General features: G+C 65.8%; 14 protein-coding genes. 10 read left to right on the top strand and 4 right to left on the bottom strand.

What is annotated here, in order from left to right; all coding sequences use genetic code 11:
• The first annotated feature begins 227 nt into the window (after nt 1-227).
• Genes QFZ57_RS05565 through QFZ57_RS05555 form a run of 3 tightly spaced genes read left to right on the top strand, consistent with a single transcriptional unit; the run spans nt 228 to nt 4236 of the window.
• Nucleotides 228-1304 carry an extracellular solute-binding protein gene (locus QFZ57_RS05565; protein WP_306629440.1) on the top strand — a complete coding sequence of 359 codons (1077 nt, stop codon included), beginning with the start codon at nt 228-230 and terminating at the stop codon, nt 1302-1304.
• A 47-nt stretch (nt 1305-1351) separates the two neighbouring features.
• Nucleotides 1352-2416, top strand: a complete 1065-nt coding sequence (locus tag QFZ57_RS05560; RefSeq protein ID WP_306898612.1) for an ABC transporter ATP-binding protein — start codon at nt 1352-1354, stop codon at nt 2414-2416.
• Nucleotides 2413-4236, top strand: a complete 1824-nt coding sequence (locus tag QFZ57_RS05555) for an ABC transporter permease (protein ID WP_306629438.1) — start codon at nt 2413-2415, stop codon at nt 4234-4236. Before QFZ57_RS05560 ends, QFZ57_RS05555 begins: the two co-directional genes overlap by 4 nt.
• Here the strand turns inward: QFZ57_RS05555 and QFZ57_RS05550 are convergent, their stop codons facing one another.
• A complete protein-coding gene (locus tag QFZ57_RS05550) occupies nt 4237-5292 on the bottom strand; it encodes an FAD-dependent monooxygenase (RefSeq protein WP_306898609.1) in 1056 nt (351 codons plus the stop codon).
• Nucleotides 5293-5349: 57 nt separating this feature from the next.
• Here QFZ57_RS05550 and QFZ57_RS05545 point away from each other — a divergent pair, with 57 nt between their 5' ends.
• On the top strand, nt 5350-5889 hold the full coding sequence (locus QFZ57_RS05545) for a TetR/AcrR family transcriptional regulator (RefSeq protein ID WP_306629436.1): 540 nt from the start codon (nt 5350-5352) through the stop codon (nt 5887-5889).
• Between the two features lie 34 nt (nt 5890-5923).
• Here the strand turns inward: QFZ57_RS05545 and QFZ57_RS05540 are convergent, their stop codons facing one another.
• Both QFZ57_RS05540 and QFZ57_RS05535 read right to left on the bottom strand, forming a co-directional pair.
• The gene (locus QFZ57_RS05540) at nt 5924-7111 is read right to left on the bottom strand and encodes a 4-hydroxybenzoate 3-monooxygenase (protein ID WP_306629435.1); all 1188 of its coding nucleotides are present in this window, start codon (nt 7109-7111) and stop codon (nt 5924-5926) included.
• Nucleotides 7112-7242: 131 nt separating this feature from the next.
• Nucleotides 7243-7986, bottom strand: a complete 744-nt coding sequence (locus QFZ57_RS05535) for an IclR family transcriptional regulator (RefSeq protein WP_306629434.1) — start codon at nt 7984-7986, stop codon at nt 7243-7245.
• 151 nt (nt 7987-8137) lie between these two features.
• On the opposite strand from QFZ57_RS05535, the gene QFZ57_RS05530 reads away from it, so the two are divergent.
• On the top strand, nt 8138-9367 hold the full coding sequence (locus QFZ57_RS05530) for an MFS transporter (RefSeq protein WP_306898606.1): 1230 nt from the start codon (nt 8138-8140) through the stop codon (nt 9365-9367).
• Between the two features lie 46 nt (nt 9368-9413).
• Here QFZ57_RS05530 and QFZ57_RS05525 read toward each other — a convergent pair whose 3' ends face one another.
• Nucleotides 9414-10493 carry an FUSC family protein gene (locus QFZ57_RS05525; RefSeq protein WP_306898604.1) on the bottom strand — a complete coding sequence of 360 codons (1080 nt, stop codon included), beginning with the start codon at nt 10491-10493 and terminating at the stop codon, nt 9414-9416.
• A 164-nt stretch (nt 10494-10657) separates the two neighbouring features.
• Between QFZ57_RS05525 and QFZ57_RS05520 the strand changes: the two genes are divergently transcribed.
• The 5 genes from QFZ57_RS05520 (at nt 10658) to QFZ57_RS05500 (ending at nt 16121) form a co-directional block, all read left to right on the top strand.
• Entirely contained in the window at nt 10658-11494 is an 837-nt protein-coding gene (locus QFZ57_RS05520) for an ACT domain-containing protein (RefSeq protein WP_306898603.1), read from the top strand.
• A gap of 259 nt (nt 11495-11753) precedes the next feature.
• Entirely contained in the window at nt 11754-13112 is a 1359-nt protein-coding gene (locus tag QFZ57_RS05515; RefSeq protein WP_306898601.1) for an MFS transporter, read from the top strand.
• A gap of 79 nt (nt 13113-13191) precedes the next feature.
• Complete coding sequence (locus tag QFZ57_RS05510; protein WP_306898599.1) at nt 13192-13875, top strand: GntR family transcriptional regulator; 684 nt, start codon at nt 13192-13194, stop codon at nt 13873-13875.
• Complete coding sequence (locus QFZ57_RS05505) at nt 13872-14660, top strand: aspartate/glutamate racemase family protein (RefSeq protein ID WP_306898596.1); 789 nt, start codon at nt 13872-13874, stop codon at nt 14658-14660. Before QFZ57_RS05510 ends, QFZ57_RS05505 begins: the two co-directional genes overlap by 4 nt.
• Nucleotides 14661-14690: 30 nt before the next feature.
• Entirely contained in the window at nt 14691-16121 is a 1431-nt protein-coding gene (locus QFZ57_RS05500) for an amidohydrolase family protein (RefSeq protein ID WP_306898594.1), read from the top strand.
• Nucleotides 16122-16128 lie beyond the last annotated feature (7 nt).

Below are 16128 nucleotides of genomic sequence, written 5' to 3'. Positions count from 1 at the left end.
CGTACGACCGGGACCGGATCCCCACCCACCACCTGAGCGCAACCGCGGCCAAGGACTAACGTTCGCCCCCGGTTCACGCCGAGGGCACCACCCGTTTCCCCAACTGGTCCAAAGTGAGCAGCCGGGCTGTTTATCGAATCGATAGCTATAACAGCCCGGTTTTTGTCCTGCCCGGCTATAGGCTGTGCGGACATGCTCCGATTCCAGTCCAGAAATGAGTCCTGATCGTGCGTAAATTGCAGACCCTGGTTGCCGCCGCCGTCGCCGTCACCCTCCTCGCCGGATGCGGTGGTGGTTCCACGCCACCAACTTCATCCGGGGAATCCTCCGGAGCGCCGGCAGGTGCATCCGGGGACACCCTGGTTCTCTACACCAACTCCAACGGTGAGGGCCGGGGCGATTGGCTGGCCACCAAGGCGGCCGCTGCCGGGTTCAAGATTGAGATTGTGGGGGCCGGTGGCGCCGACGCCACCAACAAACTCATTGCGGAAAAGAACAACCCCATCGCCGACGTCGCATTCGGCCTGAACAACATGTACTTCTCCCAGATTAAGAACGAGGGAGCATTGGAGGCCTACCAGCCAGCGTGGGCGGGCGAGGTGGACAAGGGCCTTGCTGACGGGGAAACGTACTGGCCCCTGGTGAAACAGGCAATCCTGCTTGGCTACAACTCGGACAAGTTCGACAAGGACGCCGCACCAAAGGACTGGACGGACCTGTGGACCAAGGACGAGTTCAAGACCCGCTATGAACGGGTCACCGGCCTGGGCACGGCCACAGCGCAGTTGGTTTTTGCCGGCATCCTCTCCCGCTACCGGGACGACTCCGGCGATCTGGGGATCTCCGATGACGGTTGGCAGCAGGTTGAGCAGTACTTCAAAAACGGCAGTCCCGCCGTGGCCAAGACCGACCTGTTTGCCCGCATCGCGTCGGGCGAGGTGGACATGGGCCAGATGCCGTCCTCGATCATTGCCGAGCGTGAAAAGTCCTTCAAGGTGAACGTTGACACAGTCATCCCTGCCGTGGGGGTCCCACTGGCCGTGGAGCAGATAGCCCTGGTGAAGGGCACCAAGAAAAAGGAGCAGGCGCAGAAATTCATTGACTGGTTTGGCAGCGCAGAGGTCCAGGGCGAGTTCGCGCAGCAGTTCAACTCCATGCCGGTTAACAAGGGCGCCCAGGCAAAGGCCAACCCGGAGGTGGTGGGCTTCTTTGCAGACCTCAAGCAGCAGGACATCGACTGGGACTTCGTCCAGAAGAACATGGGCGCGTGGGTGGAGAAGATCGAGCTTGAATACATGACGTAGCCCGCCCTGCCAGCCGCCGTTCCCGCGTTCCACCAGACAGGTATGCCATGATCCGCTTGGAAAACATTGAAGTTACCTTTGGCGATTTCACCGCCATCCCGCATCTGGACCTGCATGTCCGCCCCGGTGAGTTTTTCACCCTCCTGGGGCCCTCCGGCTGTGGAAAGACAACGGCGCTACGCACCCTGGCCGGCTTCATCCAGCCGGCCAGGGGCAAGGTCCGTGTGGATGGAAAGGATGTCACCCGCCTCCCAAGTGACAAGCGGCAGGTGGGCATGGTGTTCCAGAACTACGCATTGTTCCCAAGCATGAGCGTCTGGGAGAACATCGCCTTCGGGCTCCGGGTAAGGAAGGAAAAACCTGCAGACAGCGACCGCCTTGTGCGGGACATTGCACGGCGTGTGGAGCTCAGCAATGAGCAACTGGCGAAGAACGTTGCCGAGCTGTCCGGCGGCCAGCAGCAGCGGGTGGCTGTTGCACGCGCACTGGTGCTGCGGCCCAAGATCCTGCTGCTGGACGAGCCCTTGTCCAACCTTGACGCCAAGCTTCGCCACCAGCTGCGCCAGCAGCTCAAGGACCTGCAAAGCGAGTTCGGGATCACCACCGTATATGTCACCCACGACCAGGACGAGGCACTTGCCATGAGTGACCGCGTCGCCGTGTTCAACAAGGGCGTCATTGAGCAAGTTGGGACGCCCCAGGACATTTACGACAATGCGGCCACGGAGTTTGTCTGTAATTTCATTGGCGACAGCTCCACGCTGACGCCGGAATTTGTTTCGGAGGTGAACCGGCTCTCGGGGGCAGGCCTCAGCACAGACGCCAGGTCCTACCTTCGCGTGGAAAAAGCCTCCCTGAACAGGCCCGCTGACGGAGGCACCGCCGTCGGGCTTCCCGCCACCGTGGTTTCGCGCACCTATCATGGCCTGCACAGCCGCTACGTGGTCAGCAGCCATGGCGCGGACATCCGCCTCCTGGTCCGGGAGGACGGCGGCACGCACCCGGCGGCGGGCACGAACACAACGGTCTACGTGCAGGCTGACCACGTCCTCCAGTACCATCCGGGAACTGGTGCCTCGCTGCGCCAGGACCAGGCGGTTGCCAGGCCATGAGCGCCAACACCACAGTGCGCAGCATGGCCCGGTCACCCTTCGTCCTGGTGGTGGGCGCCGTCCTCACCTGGTTTATTGCCGCGTTCCTGGTATGGCCCAACGTCAACATCCTGATTGCCACCTTCTTTCCCGACGGGAGCTTTTCGGGCCGCGCCGCGGAGAAGCTGTTCTCCTCACAGCGGGCCATGAAGGCATTGGGCAACAGCTTCCTCCTGGCCGCGGCGCTGTCCGTCACCGTCAACCTGGTGGGCGTCTTCATCGTCCTGGTCACGCACTACTTCCGGATCCGCGGCTCGCGCATCCTCTTCTTGGGGTACGCTTCCACCTTCATCTATGGCGGCATCGTGCTGGCCGCGGGGTACAAATTCATTTACGGCGACAAGGGCATAGTCACCTCGCTGCTGGTCAAGCTGATCCCCGGAATGGACCCGGGCTGGTTCTCCGGGTTTTTCGCCGTCCTGGTGGTCATGACCTTCGCCACCACCACCAACCACATGCTGTTCGTCGCGAACGCGCTCAAGGGCATCGACTACCAGACCATCGAGGCCGCACGGAACCTTGGCGCCTCCACCTGGACCATCCTTCGGCGCATCGTCCTGCCCATGCTCAAGCCAACCCTGTTCGCCGTCACCATCCTGTCGTTCCTGACCGGCCTGGGGGCTCTGAGCGCCCCGCAGGTGCTGGGGGGCCGCGACTTCCAGACCATCACACCGATGATCCTGACCTTCACCAACAGCCCCACCTCCAGGGACCTCGCGGCGCTGCTGGCCGTGATCCTGGGCCTGGCCACCATGCTGATGCTCGCCGTCATGTCCCGGCTGGAGAAGGGCGGCACCTACTTCTCGGTGTCCAAGGTGTCCTCTGAGCTGCAGAAGCAGGACATTACAAACCCCGTAGCCAACATGGCCGTACATGCCATGGCATATCTCCTGTTTGCCATCTACACGCTCCCGGTGGTGTTGATCGTCCTTTACTCGTTTGCCGACGGCGCGGCCATCCAGACCGGGCAACTCTCGCCGGCCAACCTGACGCTGGACAACTACGTCCGCGTCCTCACCCAGCAGTCCGGGCTCCGTCCTTTTATCGTCAGCATTGTGTACAGCGCCTTGGCGGCCGTCATCGCCGTCGGCGGGCTGCTCTTCGTGGCCAGGCTCCTGCAGAAATACAAGAACTGGCTGGCCTCGGCATTCGAGTACCTGCTGCACATCCCTTGGATCCTGCCGTCTGCGCTGCTGGCCTTGGGGCTGATCGTCAGCTACGACCACCCGAACCCGCTGGTGGGCGGTGCCGTGCTCACCGGAACAACGGTGATCCTGCTCATCGCATTCGTCACGGTGAAAATTCCGTTCACACTCCGGATGCTCAAAGCGTCCTTTGCGTCCGTGAATTCTTCCCTGGAGGAGGCTGCTGCCATCATGGGCGCCAAGACGCTGTACGTCTTCCGGCGCATCCTCCTGCCACTGGTACTGCCTGCGGCAGCAGCCATTACGGCCCTGAACTTCAACAGCCTGCTGGATGACTATGACACGGCCATCTTCCTGGCACACCCGCTGGTTCAGCCGCTGGGCCTGGTGATCAAGGCCAACACGGATGGCGCGGACGGCACTGAGGGCATCGCGAATACGTTCGTTTACACGGTGCTCCTCATGATCATCACCGGCGTGACAATGTACCTGGTCTACGGCAGGTCCGGGCGGCGCCGGGCCAGGAAGCGCCTGACCGAGGTAACCCCCGCCCCGCAGGTCCCCGGCCCCGGAGGTCCCGCCGCACAGGCGCCGGGTGAAGACGATGCCACGCGTCCGGCCGCTGCCGTGCGCTGATTAGCTGTTGGAGCCGGTGCCGACGGCGGCGCGTTCGTTCCGCCGTCGGGCCAGGTTGAGCAGGCGGTCACGCAGCGGCTGGGCGTTTTCAGCCAGCGCCACGCGCATCAGCGCCGCCGACCCCAGGCTCAGGGCACGGGTCCGCAGCCGCCGCTGCCTGTTATAGGCGGCAAGCGCCTTCTCCTGCGGAAGGCTGTTCAACAGATCCGCGAGGGTGACGGCATCCACCAGTGATTCGCAGGCACCCCTGCCGAGGTTGGGCGTCATGGCGTGGGCCGCGTCGCCCACCAACACCGCGCTGCCGCGCACGTAGGACCGCAACGGCGGAGTGGTCCAGATCCGCTGGGCGAGCGAAAGCCCGGGAACAGCGGCTGCAAGGACCTGCCGGATGGCGGGGGCGTGGCCCGAGAAACGCAGCCGGGCCTGGTCCAGGGCCTGTTTCACGTCGATCGCCGTGGGGCCAAGGTCCGAACGCCAGCTCGCATACCAGTTGGTGCCGCCCGCCGAGGCGGCGATGCCGAACAGATCCCCCCGGCCCCAGTACTCCCCTACCTCGTCGGGATTGACGGGTGCCGGAATGGTGCCGCGGACGGCGAGGCAGGATGTGAGCCGGGCATTCGTGGCAGCACCCCACACCTCGCGGCGGACCAGGCTGTGCACGCCATCGGCGCCCACCAGCAGGCCCTCACCACCCGGCAATTCGTGGAGGTGCCTTGTGACCCGGCGGACAGTGTCAGGGACGGCAGAATCAAGGAGCCGCAACAAGTCCACCCGGGAAATCCCGAACAACTCTCCGCCGTTGACCGTGACCCACGGTTCGCCCGCGCCGTTGCGGATGGAACCGCTGCCGATCACGGGGCTTACGGCCCTGGCCTGGGCAAGGATCCCCACCCGCGCCAGCGCGCGCTGGGCATTGGGCCACATGCCGAGCACGGTGCCGACCGTGGGCAGGTCCGGCCGTTTCTCGTAGACGGTCACCTGAAAGCGGTCCGGCTCGAGGCAGGCCGCCAGCGCAAGCCCGGCGATGCCGCCGCCAACGATCGAGACAACTTCCATGCCACAGATTTTACTACTTTTGTAGTGAAGTGGAAGGGGTTTCATTAGACTGTGGCCATGCCCGACAGACGCACCCAGCTCCTTGATGCCGCATTGGCTGTAGTGGCGGAGAAGGGGATGAAAGGCCTCACCCACCGGGCAGTGGATGCCGCCGCAGCACTCCCCCAAGGCACCACGTCCAACTATTACCGGAACCGGGCCGCCCTGGTGGAGGCGGTGCTGGACCGCCTGTTGCAGCTGGACGCTGAGCTCCTGCAGGACACCGGCCCGGCCGGGCCACCGCAGGACATCGACCAGCTGGCAGGCCAACTGGCCGCCCTGGTGCTCGCGCTGGCACGGCAGCATGCAGGCCTCACCCGGGCGCGGCTGGCCCTTTCCCTGGACCACCCCGAGGCAGTCACCGCCGGCCATCACCTTCTGGTTGACGGCCTAAGCCGGGCGCTGACGGCTTTAGGGGTGGCGGATGCGGAGGCACGCGCCCGGGACGTGGCGGACTACGGCGACGGCCTCCTGCTGCACCTGCTCACCGTGAGGAGTGCGGACAATCCTGACCCTAAGGTCATCGCAGGGGCTATCCGGCGCCTGCTGGGCCCCTGACCCGCCTTGACCACCCGCCGTCGTACTCCATGTTTTAGGAGGCGGCGGGCCAGCCCGTGTATGCCTCGGCCAGGTAGGCCATGCCGTGCCGGGAGGAGACCACGGAATTCAGTTCACCGAGCTGGCGGGCGCGGGAGAAATCGTCCGCGTCGGCGGGGGTGTGCAGCATGGTGGTCATCCAGTAGGAGAACTGCTGCGCCTTCCACACCCGGTCCAGGGCGCGGTCGCTGTAGGTCTCCAGGAGCCGCTCGGAGCCGGAGTTGTAGTGGCTGTCCAGTCCCTCGAAGAGGACCTTGACATCGTTGATCGCGAGGTTGAGGCCCTTGGCGCCGGTGGGCGGCACGGTGTGGGCGGCGTCTCCGGCCAGGAAGAGGTTGCCGTGGCGCATGGGAGTGTGGACGAAGCTGCGGAACGGCAGCACCATCTTTTCCAGGACCGGGCCCTCATTGAGCTCGAAGCCGTTGCCGTTGACGCGGCTCCGGAACTCGGCCCAGATCCGGTCGTCATCCCACTCGGCGACGTTTTCCTTGGGGTCGCACTGGAAGTACATCCGCTGCACGGTTTCGGTGCGCTGGCTGATCAGGGCGAAGCCGTTGGCCGAGTTGGCGTAGATCAGTTCGTCGGAACTGCGCGGCGCCTGGGCCAGGATGCCGAACCAGGCGAAGGGGTATTCGTGGAAATACCACTTGCGGTGGGCTTCCGGGATCTGGAATCGGCAGTGGCTGCGGGAGCCGTCTGCGCCCACCAGGAAGTCGGCCTGGATCTCGAACTCCACGCCGTCGGCATCGGTGAACCAGGCTTTCGGCTTGCCCTCCAGATCATGGACGGAGGTGTCGGTGACGCTGTAGCGGACGTCGCCCCCGTCGTCCTTCCTTCGGGCCGCGAGGTCCAGGAACACGTCCGTCTGCGGGTACAGCCACACCGATTCCCCCACGAGGTCCTTGAAGTCCACGCGGTGGCTTTCGCCGTTAAAGCGCAGCTCGATGCCGTCATGCCGGTCGCCATCGCGCAGCACCCTGTCCGAGACGCCGCTGTCCACGAGCAGGTTTACCGTGCCGTGCTCCAGGATGCCGGCGCGTACAGTGTGGGAGATTTCCTCGTGGCTGCGGACTTCGACCACCGTGGACTCGATGCCCGCCTTCGCCAGGAGATGGGAGAGCATCAGCCCTGCCGGACCGCCTCCCATGATGGCCACCTGGGTGGTGATGACTTTTCGTGCCATGACTGCGTCTCGCTTCGTTGCGGGGCCCGCTGTTCGCGGTGCCGGAATCGGTGGGTCTGGCTCCCAGTGTGCGCCGCGGCAGGTGACTGCGGTTACATCAATTCCGTTGAATGGACGCTGCGGAGAGAACGTCAGGCCTCGGCCAACCTCCGGGCAATGCCACGGGCCGCCGTCTGCAACGCCGGAACCAGCGCCTGCAGGCGCATCTCCTGCAGGGGAACCACCACGCCCAGCGACGCCACAGCGTGCTGTTGCCGGTCCAGCACCGGAACCGCGATTCCCCACGTATCGGGGTCCACCACCCCTTTCAGCTGCGCAAAGCCCTGCCGCGAGGTCTCGGCCAGTAGCGCCCGGACGTCGTTCTTAACCAGCTTCCCGTCGGGGTCGCTGAACTGGCCCAGGTACGCCTGCTGAAGCGCCTTGTCCTGGTGGGCCATCAGCGCCAGTCCGGCAGACGAGATATGGATGGGCATCCTGCCCGCCACCTGGGCGCGGTTGGCCACTGATCCCCGCCGGGACAGCCGCTCAACGAAGAGCGCCTCCCAGCCGTCCAGGACGGCCAGGTTTACGTTCTGGTTCAGGACCTGCTGGATGTCCTCCATGAAGGGCATGGCCGCCTGCCGGAGCGCCAGCGCGGGCGAGGCGCGGTTCACCAGTTCCCACAGCCGGAGCCCCGGGCGCACCATCCCACCGGGAGCGGTTTCCAGCAGCCCGTGCCCGGCAAGCTGGCTCACCAGCCGGTGGGTAGTGGTCAGCGGAAGGCCGGCCCGACCCGCAAGGTCACTGAGCTGCAGGGCGCTGACGTCCGGGGGGAAGGCGGAGATCAAACGCACGATCCGGTCCACCACCGAATCACCCGAGCTCGAGTTCGCCACCGCCACATCCTTCCGTTCAATGGGGGAAGATGTCCCAGATTACACGCCCTGGTGATACAAATCTCACCGGGGTCCTGGCCGCCGCGGCCGGATCCGGGGGGCAAAGCAGCCAGCCCCACAAACTCTCTGGAAGATACGCCGAGGTATTTCTATGTCAATCACGCCACATCAGCACCGTTCGAAATGGCCGGTCTGGCTCTGCTGGCTGGCGATGGTCCTCGACGGCTTCGATTTGGTGGTTTTGGGCACCGTCATCCCAACCCTGATCAAGACCCATGAGCTGGGCTTCGACGCCCTTGGTGCGACATATGCCGCAACAATTTCCCTGGTTGGCGTTGGTGCCGGCGCGCTCTTCATTGCCCCTTTGTCTGACCGCTTTGGCCGGCGCCGGCTTCTTGTGGCCTGCGTCCTGTGGTTTTCGCTCTTCACTATTGCCGTGGTGTTCGCACCCAACGTTGCCGTGTTCTGCGCCTTCCGGCTTCTCGCCGGACTGGGGCTGGGTGCCTGCCTGCCGGCCGCACTGGCCTACATGAACGACTATGCCCCGGCAGGCGCCGCCGGAAAGTCGACCACCAGGACCATGACCGGCTACCACGCCGGCGCGGTGGCCACGGCATTCCTGGCCCTGCTTCTGGTTCCGGACTGGCGGATGATGTTCATAGTGGGCGGCCTCGCAGGCTTTGCCCTTGCACCCTTCCTGTGGTTCAAGCTCCCGGAAACCCTCCCTTCAGCCGGGGAAGGGCAGGAGGCAGCTGCCGCCCGCACAGGCTTCCGGGAGCTGGCGCGGAAGCCCTATCCCCTGGTGGCGCTGGCCATCGCGGCAGCTTCCTTCATGGGCCTGCTCCTGGTCTACGGACTGAACACCTGGCTTCCGCAGCTGATGGCTGGCGCCGGGTACACGGTCAGCACGGGCCTGGTGCTCTTGCTGGTCCTCAACGTCGGGGCTGTGGCCGGGCTGGTGATTGCCGGGATCCTGGCTGACAAGCACGGCACCAAACGGGTGGTGCTGCTGTGGTTTGGGCTCTCTGCCGTCTTCCTGGCTGTCCTGAGCGTCAAGATCCAAAGTGAACTGCTGCTCAACGCGGCAGTCTTCGTCACCGGCGTCTTTGTGTTCAGCGCGCAGGTGCTTGTCTACGCATGGGTCAGCCAGCTGTTCCCGGCAACCCTCCGTGCTACTGCCCTGGGATTCGCAGCCGGAGTAGGCCGGCTTGGCGCCATCGTGGGCCCTGCCGTCACGGGAACGCTGGTTGCTGCCAACATCGCTTACCCCTGGGGTTTCTATGTCTTCGCTGCCGCTGCCGCTATCGCCGTGGCAGCGCTTATGACGGTTCCGCACGCCATCCGTCCCGCAGCCGCCGAAGCCCCTCCGGAACGGGGATAGCGGGTCCGCTTTCCAGCCAGTCCCGGCGCGTCGCCCGAAAAGGCGGTCAGGCCGCCGTCGTGCCCTGCTGTTGGATCCGCTGCCTGACGCGGCGCCACGCGCCCGGAGCCAGCACAACGGCAATGCCGACGGCGGCACCGATCACGGTCTCGATGATGCGGTCGCGCAGCAGGATGGACGGGGAGGCCGGGACCACCAGCAGTGTTGAAACCAGGGCCAGGGGTGTCACGAAGACCTGGGCCAGCAGGTACTGGCGGATGATGAACATCTCGGCGCCGAACTGGCACAGCGCCATCACCAGGACTGTTTGCCACGGTTGCAGGCCCACCAGCAGCACGGCGGCCAGGACCAGCAGGCCCAGGACCGTGCCGATGATCCTTTGGATGCCGCGGCGGACCCGGTGCCTGGTGGTATGGCCCACCAGCGGCACCACGGCAGCCACCATGGCCCAGTAGTTGTGCCCGAACCCCAGGCGCTCCCCCGCCCACGTGGCCAGCGTTCCGGCAAGGCCCGCGGCCACCAGGTAGCCGAGGCCCTCAAGCCAGGCCGTGCGCTTCTCCGCGGGAGTGCGCCGGATGCGCGGAGGCCTGGTCCAGGGCGTGCGGTGGCTGGGAAGGATCCGGGACGAGAAACCCACCAGCAGGCAGAAGAGTGTGGTGAGGGCGGCCACCAGCATGCCCTGCCAGAGCGGCGGCTGGTTGGGAATGGATGCGATGGCAGCGAACGCGAAGATGTGGAAGAGCGAACCCGCAGGGCGCAGTCGAAGCCAGGAGATGGCAACGGAACAGGCTCCCGCCACCAGCGTGGTGGCCAGGACCAGCAGCCAGGTGTGGGCAGCAGCATCCAGGCCCCAGGCGGGACCCATCCGGGCCGCGAGCGCCGCCAGAAACATGACCAGCAGCATCAGCAGCCCGGCCCGCAGCTGCAGCACAAACCGGACGGCGTGCGGTTCACCGCGGCCGTAAATCCCGGTGAAGGCGCCGAAGGACGCGAAGATTGCCAGGTCCAGCCTGCCGAGCAGCACCAGCGTGATCAGGGGGACGAAGACGCCCACGGCACACCTGAACGCGGGGTGGTGGTCCTTGTTGCCGGGGTCAATGCTGAACATTTCAGCGAACATCTTCACGGGCAGCGCCTTCCTGCGGTTTCCTGGGAGTGGATTCTCACGGGCGGCCGCGCTGACGTTCCTGATAAATCCTACGGTGCAGGCCCCGGAAACCACCCGGCACGTTCCCATGAATGGAATCAGGAGGCAATCCGGCGGAAACAGCACCCCACAATGCTTGAGTCATGAAGCGACCTCCACACAACACGCCCGCTGCTGAACTGCGCTGCGAGGTCTGCGGCCTGATGCCCGAGCCGCCCAAGACGCGGCTGACCCTGGCCAACATCGCCGTGATGCTGCCCATCGAACTGCTGGTCCACGCCCTGGTGGTGGAGACGCACCTTCCCTATGTGGCCAAGGTGCTGGTGCTGACCCTCACGGCGACGGTCCTGGTCATCTGGGTGGCCGAGCCATCGGCGGCCCGGATCCTGCTGCGCTGGCTGCACGCCCCGGCCCTGCGGCACCGCCGCCAGCTTGCGGCGGCACCGTCCCTGTGGCGGGCGCGGACACTGCTCCGGGACCAGCCCGGTGCGCTGCAGCGGATCACCGGGGCGCTGGCCCGGCTGGACACCAACATCCTGAGCATCCATGTCCACCCGGTGCCGGGCGGCGTCCTGGATGAGTTTGTCCTGTCGGTCCCCGGGGACGTAGGCGAGCGCGAGCTGCTGGCGGCACTTCACGACGGCGGCGGCAGCAGTCCGCACGCCTGGCCCACCACCGCTTTGGCCATGGCTGACGGGCAGACCAGGGCGCTCAGCCTGGCAGCGAGGATCGCTGCCGCCCCGGACGAACTGCCCCTGGCGGTGGCCGAGCTGCTGCACGCGCGGATTGTGCCGTCGTCGGACCCCGGCTCCAAAGCGTCCGACGACGGCACGCACCTTAAGATCCCCACCGCATGGCACGGCCCCATCACCTTCTCCCGGCCGGGTGAGCCGTTCACTCCGGCCGAATCCGCACGGGCCCACCGGCTGGCGGAGCTGGCCGAAATCATGTCCTACCGGCTGGCGGGCGCACCCTCATAGGGGACTACGGGCAGTCACAATCCGTTTGCAGGACCTGTGTGCTGCCCCGGCAGAAGAAACCCTTGACAGTGGCGGGAGTCACTTCTACCTTTGATTTTGGGATCCCAAATTGGGATCCCAAACCGGATCCTCACGCTGGACGCTCCGGATCGTCCAGCGGACCGCTCCCTCCGCACGGCAGGCCAGCTGCCCTGCCGGTCGGGCTCCACGCACCTTCCTTTCCCTCCCCATCCGTAAACTTCCCCGCAAAGGAGAAGCTGTGTCCATCCCAAATACTGAAACAACGGCCACGTCCGACGAGGCCACACCCCTGACCACCGAACAAGCCGGAAAGGGCGGCACGCAACGGCGCACTGCCGTCCGCTGGAAAATGTTCCTGCTCCTGCTCGTCCTGGTTGCCGTCAACTACATCGACCGCGGATCCATCTCCGTGGCGCTGCCCATCATCCAAAAGGAATTCAACCTGGCGCCCGAGCTGGTTGGGCTGCTGCTGTCCGCCTTCTTCTGGACCTACGCCCTGATGCAGATCCCTGTGGGCCTGCTGATCGACAAGTTCGGTCCCCGCAAGGTGATGACCGCCTCCTGTGTCGGCTGGGGCGCGGCAACGGCCGCGTCGGGCATGGCCGGAGGCTTCCTGAGCATGTTTATCGCCCGCCTCGGCATCGGTGTGACTGAAGCAGGCGTCATGCCCGCCGGCGGCAAGCTCAACGCCATCTGGATGCACAAGTCGGAGCGCGGCCGCGGCGCCACCATTTTGGACGCCGGCGCCCCGCTGGGTGCAGGCCTTGGCGGCATCCTCATCGCCGGCCTTATCGCCGCCACGGGCAGCTGGCGCAGTTCGTTCGTCATCGCCGGCGCTGCAACAGTCCTGATGGGCCTGGCCGTCTGGTGGTACGTCCGGGACAACCCGCGGCAACACCGCGGTGTCAACGCCGCCGAAGCCGAGTACATTGAAGCGTCGCACGCAGCCGAGGATGCCGAAGCCGAACTCGACGGCAGCAAGGGCAAGCGCGCGCTGCTCCCCTACCTCAAATTCCGCTCCTTCTGGGCCATGTGCCTGGGCTGGCTGGGCTTCAACGGCGTCTTCTATGGTCTGCTGACCTGGGGTCCGCTGTACCTGGCCCAGGCCAAGGGCTTCGACCTGAAGACCATCGGCTGGTCCACCTTCGTCATCTTCGGTGCCGGCTTCGTAGGTGAAATTCTTGGGGGCACCATTGCGGACAAGTGGCGTGCGTCCGGCGCCTCAGCCAACCGGGTAATGCGCACCCTCCTGGGCATCTCCAGCGCCGTGGTGATCGGTGGCCTGGTGGGCGTCACCGTGGTCCCGGACCCCACCACCGCAGTGGTCCTGCTCTCCCTTGTCATGTTCTTCCTGCGCTGGGTGGGCCTGTTCTGGAGCATCCCCTCCATCCTCGGCGGCCGCACCAACGCGGGCGTCCTGGGGGGCGCCATGAACTTCAGCGGCAACATCTCCGGGTTCGTCACCCCGATCGCGGTCGGCCTGATCGTCGGGGCCACGGGCTCCTACACCTGGGCGCTGCTGTACTTCGTGGGTTCGGCGGTAATTATGGGCGCCTCCGTCCTTACCTTGAACTACAACAAACGGCTTCCTGTCTAAGCTGACCCTCGCAGGGAAACTTGCAACCGACGCCCCCGCAGCCGGGGGCTGTGCCCGCACAAAATCCGAATGGAGCATCATGCTGACCGCAGAAGAGACCCAGGACAAGGAACGCCCGCTCCGGGAGACTGTCCGGGACACCCTCCGCACCCGGATTTTCGAAGGACACTATGCTCCCGGCACGCGGCTGGTGGAGCGCGACCTGGCCGCCGAATTCTCCGTATCCCGGCTGCCGGTGCGCGAGGCCCTGCGCATGCTCCGCCAGGAAGGCCTCATCAGCGACCGCGGCGCCCGCGGGGCCGAGGTGAGCAGCCTCAGCCCCAAGGACGTGGAGGACCTCTTCGACGTCCGCCAGTCCCTGGAAGTCCTGGCTTGCCGGCTCGCCGCCAAGCGGGCCACCGATGAGGACCTGGCCTACCTCAAAGGGCTGCTGGACAACGCCGAGGCCTTCCTGGCCAAGGGGGCGGTGGTGGAGGCACACCGCTCCAACAGCGAATTCCACGACGCCATCACCGGCATCGCGGACAACAACTTCCTCAAGTCCGCCCTGGAACCCCTCCAGGGCCGGATGCACTGGCTGTTCCGGCATGTGGCCGACCTGCCCGAACTCATCCGTGAACACCGCGAACTCTATGCCGCAATCGCCAGCGGTGACCCGGACAGGGCAGCAGCCCAGTCAGCATCCCACATCGGCAAGTACCGGGAACAGTTTCCCGAGGACTTCCAGAAAACCGAACAAGAATTCCACCGGAAGAGAAAATGAAAATTCTGGTCATCAACCCCAACATCAGTGCGGATGTCACAGCACTGATCGAATCCGAGGCGCTCCGATCCGCCGCTCCCGGCACCGAACTGCTGGTGCGTACGGCCGGCCACGGCGTGGAATACATCGAGACGCGTTTCGAGTCCCTCATCGCCGCCGGTGCCGTGGCCGAAATCATCGCCGAACACACCCGCCCCGGCGCAGACCCGGTCGATGCCGTCGTGGTGGCAGCCTTCGGCGACCCCGGCATGCCGGCCCTCAAGGAACTGGCGGACGTACCGGTCATCGGCATTACCGAGGCCGCGCTGTGCGCAGCGGCGCTGCAGGGCCACCGCTTCTCCATCATCGCCATCTCGGACCGCATCAAACCCTGGTACCGCGAGTGCGTGGAGCGCTTCGGCCTGGCTGGCCGGCTGGCCTCGATCCGCTCCATCAATGACTCCCTCAACAGCATCGCCTCCGTCCAGCAGGACTTCAAGGAAACGCTGCTGGCACTCAGCCGGCAGGCCGTCACCGAGGACGGCGCCGACGTCGTGATCCTTGCCGGCGCCCCGTTGGCGGGGCTGGCTCGTGAACTCAGGGGGCAGATCCCCGTCCCTGTTGTGGACGGCATCTCCGCCGGCATCCGCATGGCGGAGACGGTGGCCGCGCTGCAGTCCGGAACGCACCGCGCCGGTGCCTTTGCCCCGCCCCCGGCCAAGAACCGCAAGGGCCTGCCAGGCAGCCTGGACGCCGCCCTTGCCGCCCGCCAGGAGCACGCAGTAACCCCGCAGCCCGCTGCCTAAGCCACCACTCACCAACCCAGGAGGACACCGATGTCCCACCAGCCAGACCTTGTCATCGCCAACGCCACCGTCGTCAACAGTACCGGCCGCCAGGAAGCGCACATCGTGGTTTCTGACGGCCGGATCGCAGCCCTTGTCGACGCCGCCCAGCCGGTCCCTTCCGCGGACCGCACCATCGACGCCACGGGCAAACTCGTGATCCCGGGCGGAGTTGACGGACACTGCCACGTGGCCCAGGTGACCGGACGCTTCCGTACCCTTGACGACTACCGGACCACGTCCACCGCGGCGCTGTGGGGCGGAACCACCACCATCATTGACTTTGGCATCCCCCGCGACGCCCAGGAAACACCGCTCGCCGCCGTCCTGCATAAGAAGGAACTCGCCACCGGGTCCCGCTGCGATGTCGCCCTCCACGGGGCGGTCATCAGCTGGGACGAAACTGTCCCCTGGCAGCTCGAGCAGCTTGCCGCTGAAGGCGTCCGCTCGGTAAAGATGTACACCACCAACCGCGGCACCACCATGGCTGACGGAGACACCATCCTGAAGGTGATGCGGGAAATGGTCCGGCTGGACGGCCTGGCCTACATCCACGCCGAGCACGATTCCATCATTGCCGACTGCACCGAACAGCACGCCCAGGACGGCCGGATCGGCATCGAGCACCTGCACCGCACCCGGCCGGAACTGGCCGAGGAGATCTCCGTGAAGGAAACCTTGGCCATGGCCGAATACACGGGTGCACCGGTCTATTTCGTCCACCAGTCCACGCCCGGCGCCGTGGACCTGGTGTCGCAGGCGCGGGACCGGGGGCTCCAGGCGTACTCCGAAACCTGCCCGCACTACGTCACGCTGGACGACACCGTCTACGCCTCCACGTTCCCCGAGTGGTACGCCTGCTGCCCGCCCATGCGCAGCGCTGAAACGGTGGCCGCCCTCAAGGAGCGGCTGGTGTCCGGAGCCATCCACACGATGTCCTCAGACCATTCCTGCTACGACTTGTCCCAGAAGCGCGAGCGCACTGATGACGTGCGCGCCATGCCGCACGGACTCCCCGGCGTGGAGACGCGCATGCCGGTCACCTTCACGGCGATGACCTCGGCCGGGGCAACGGTAGAGCAGTTCGTCAGCGCCTTCTCCGCCGAACCCGCACGGATCAACGCCGTTCCCGGCAAGGGGAGCATCTCCGAGGGGTTCGACGCCGACCTGGTGGTTTTCGACCCCGCCGAGGAACGCACGGTGAACGGCGCAGCCCTGCACATGGGGACGGATTTCTCACCATTCGACGGGAAGGCACTCACGGGCTGGCCCGCCGTCGTGGTTTCCAACGGGCGGGTGGTCCTGGACGCGGACGGCTTCCACGACCCCGGCGCGGTGGGCCGCTTCATCAACCGAAACGGCTTCCGGCAGCACCAAGGAGCTGCCGCCGAAGCCTCCCAGCTGCCCGCCGCCGCCCTCTAGGAGTCCC

The organism is Arthrobacter sp. B1I2, assembly GCF_030816485.1.
Taxonomy (GTDB): domain Bacteria; phylum Actinomycetota; class Actinomycetes; order Actinomycetales; family Micrococcaceae; genus Arthrobacter.
Note: the sequence above shows the minus strand (reverse complement) of the source record. Positions and strands in the feature narration are given on the sequence as shown.

Bases quoted from the DNA above. Each gene is read 5' to 3' on its own strand.
- QFZ57_RS05530 (WP_306898606.1), top strand. From the start codon at position 8,138: ATGTCAATCACGCCACATCAGCACCGTTCGAAATGGCCGGTCTGGCTC.
- QFZ57_RS05560 (WP_306898612.1), top strand. From the start codon at position 1,352: ATGATCCGCTTGGAAAACATTGAAGTTACCTTTGGCGATTTCACCGCC.
- QFZ57_RS05555 (WP_306629438.1), top strand. From the start codon at position 2,413: ATGAGCGCCAACACCACAGTGCGCAGCATGGCCCGGTCACCCTTCGTC.
- QFZ57_RS05520 (WP_306898603.1), top strand. From the start codon at position 10,658: ATGAAGCGACCTCCACACAACACGCCCGCTGCTGAACTGCGCTGCGAG.
- QFZ57_RS05545 (WP_306629436.1), top strand. From the start codon at position 5,350: ATGCCCGACAGACGCACCCAGCTCCTTGATGCCGCATTGGCTGTAGTG.
- QFZ57_RS05550 (WP_306898609.1), bottom strand. From the start codon at position 5,292: ATGGAAGTTGTCTCGATCGTTGGCGGCGGCATCGCCGGGCTTGCGCTG.
- QFZ57_RS05540 (WP_306629435.1), bottom strand. From the start codon at position 7,111: ATGGCACGAAAAGTCATCACCACCCAGGTGGCCATCATGGGAGGCGGT.
- QFZ57_RS05500 (WP_306898594.1), top strand. From the start codon at position 14,691: ATGTCCCACCAGCCAGACCTTGTCATCGCCAACGCCACCGTCGTCAAC.
- QFZ57_RS05510 (WP_306898599.1), top strand. From the start codon at position 13,192: ATGCTGACCGCAGAAGAGACCCAGGACAAGGAACGCCCGCTCCGGGAG.
- QFZ57_RS05505 (WP_306898596.1), top strand. From the start codon at position 13,872: ATGAAAATTCTGGTCATCAACCCCAACATCAGTGCGGATGTCACAGCA.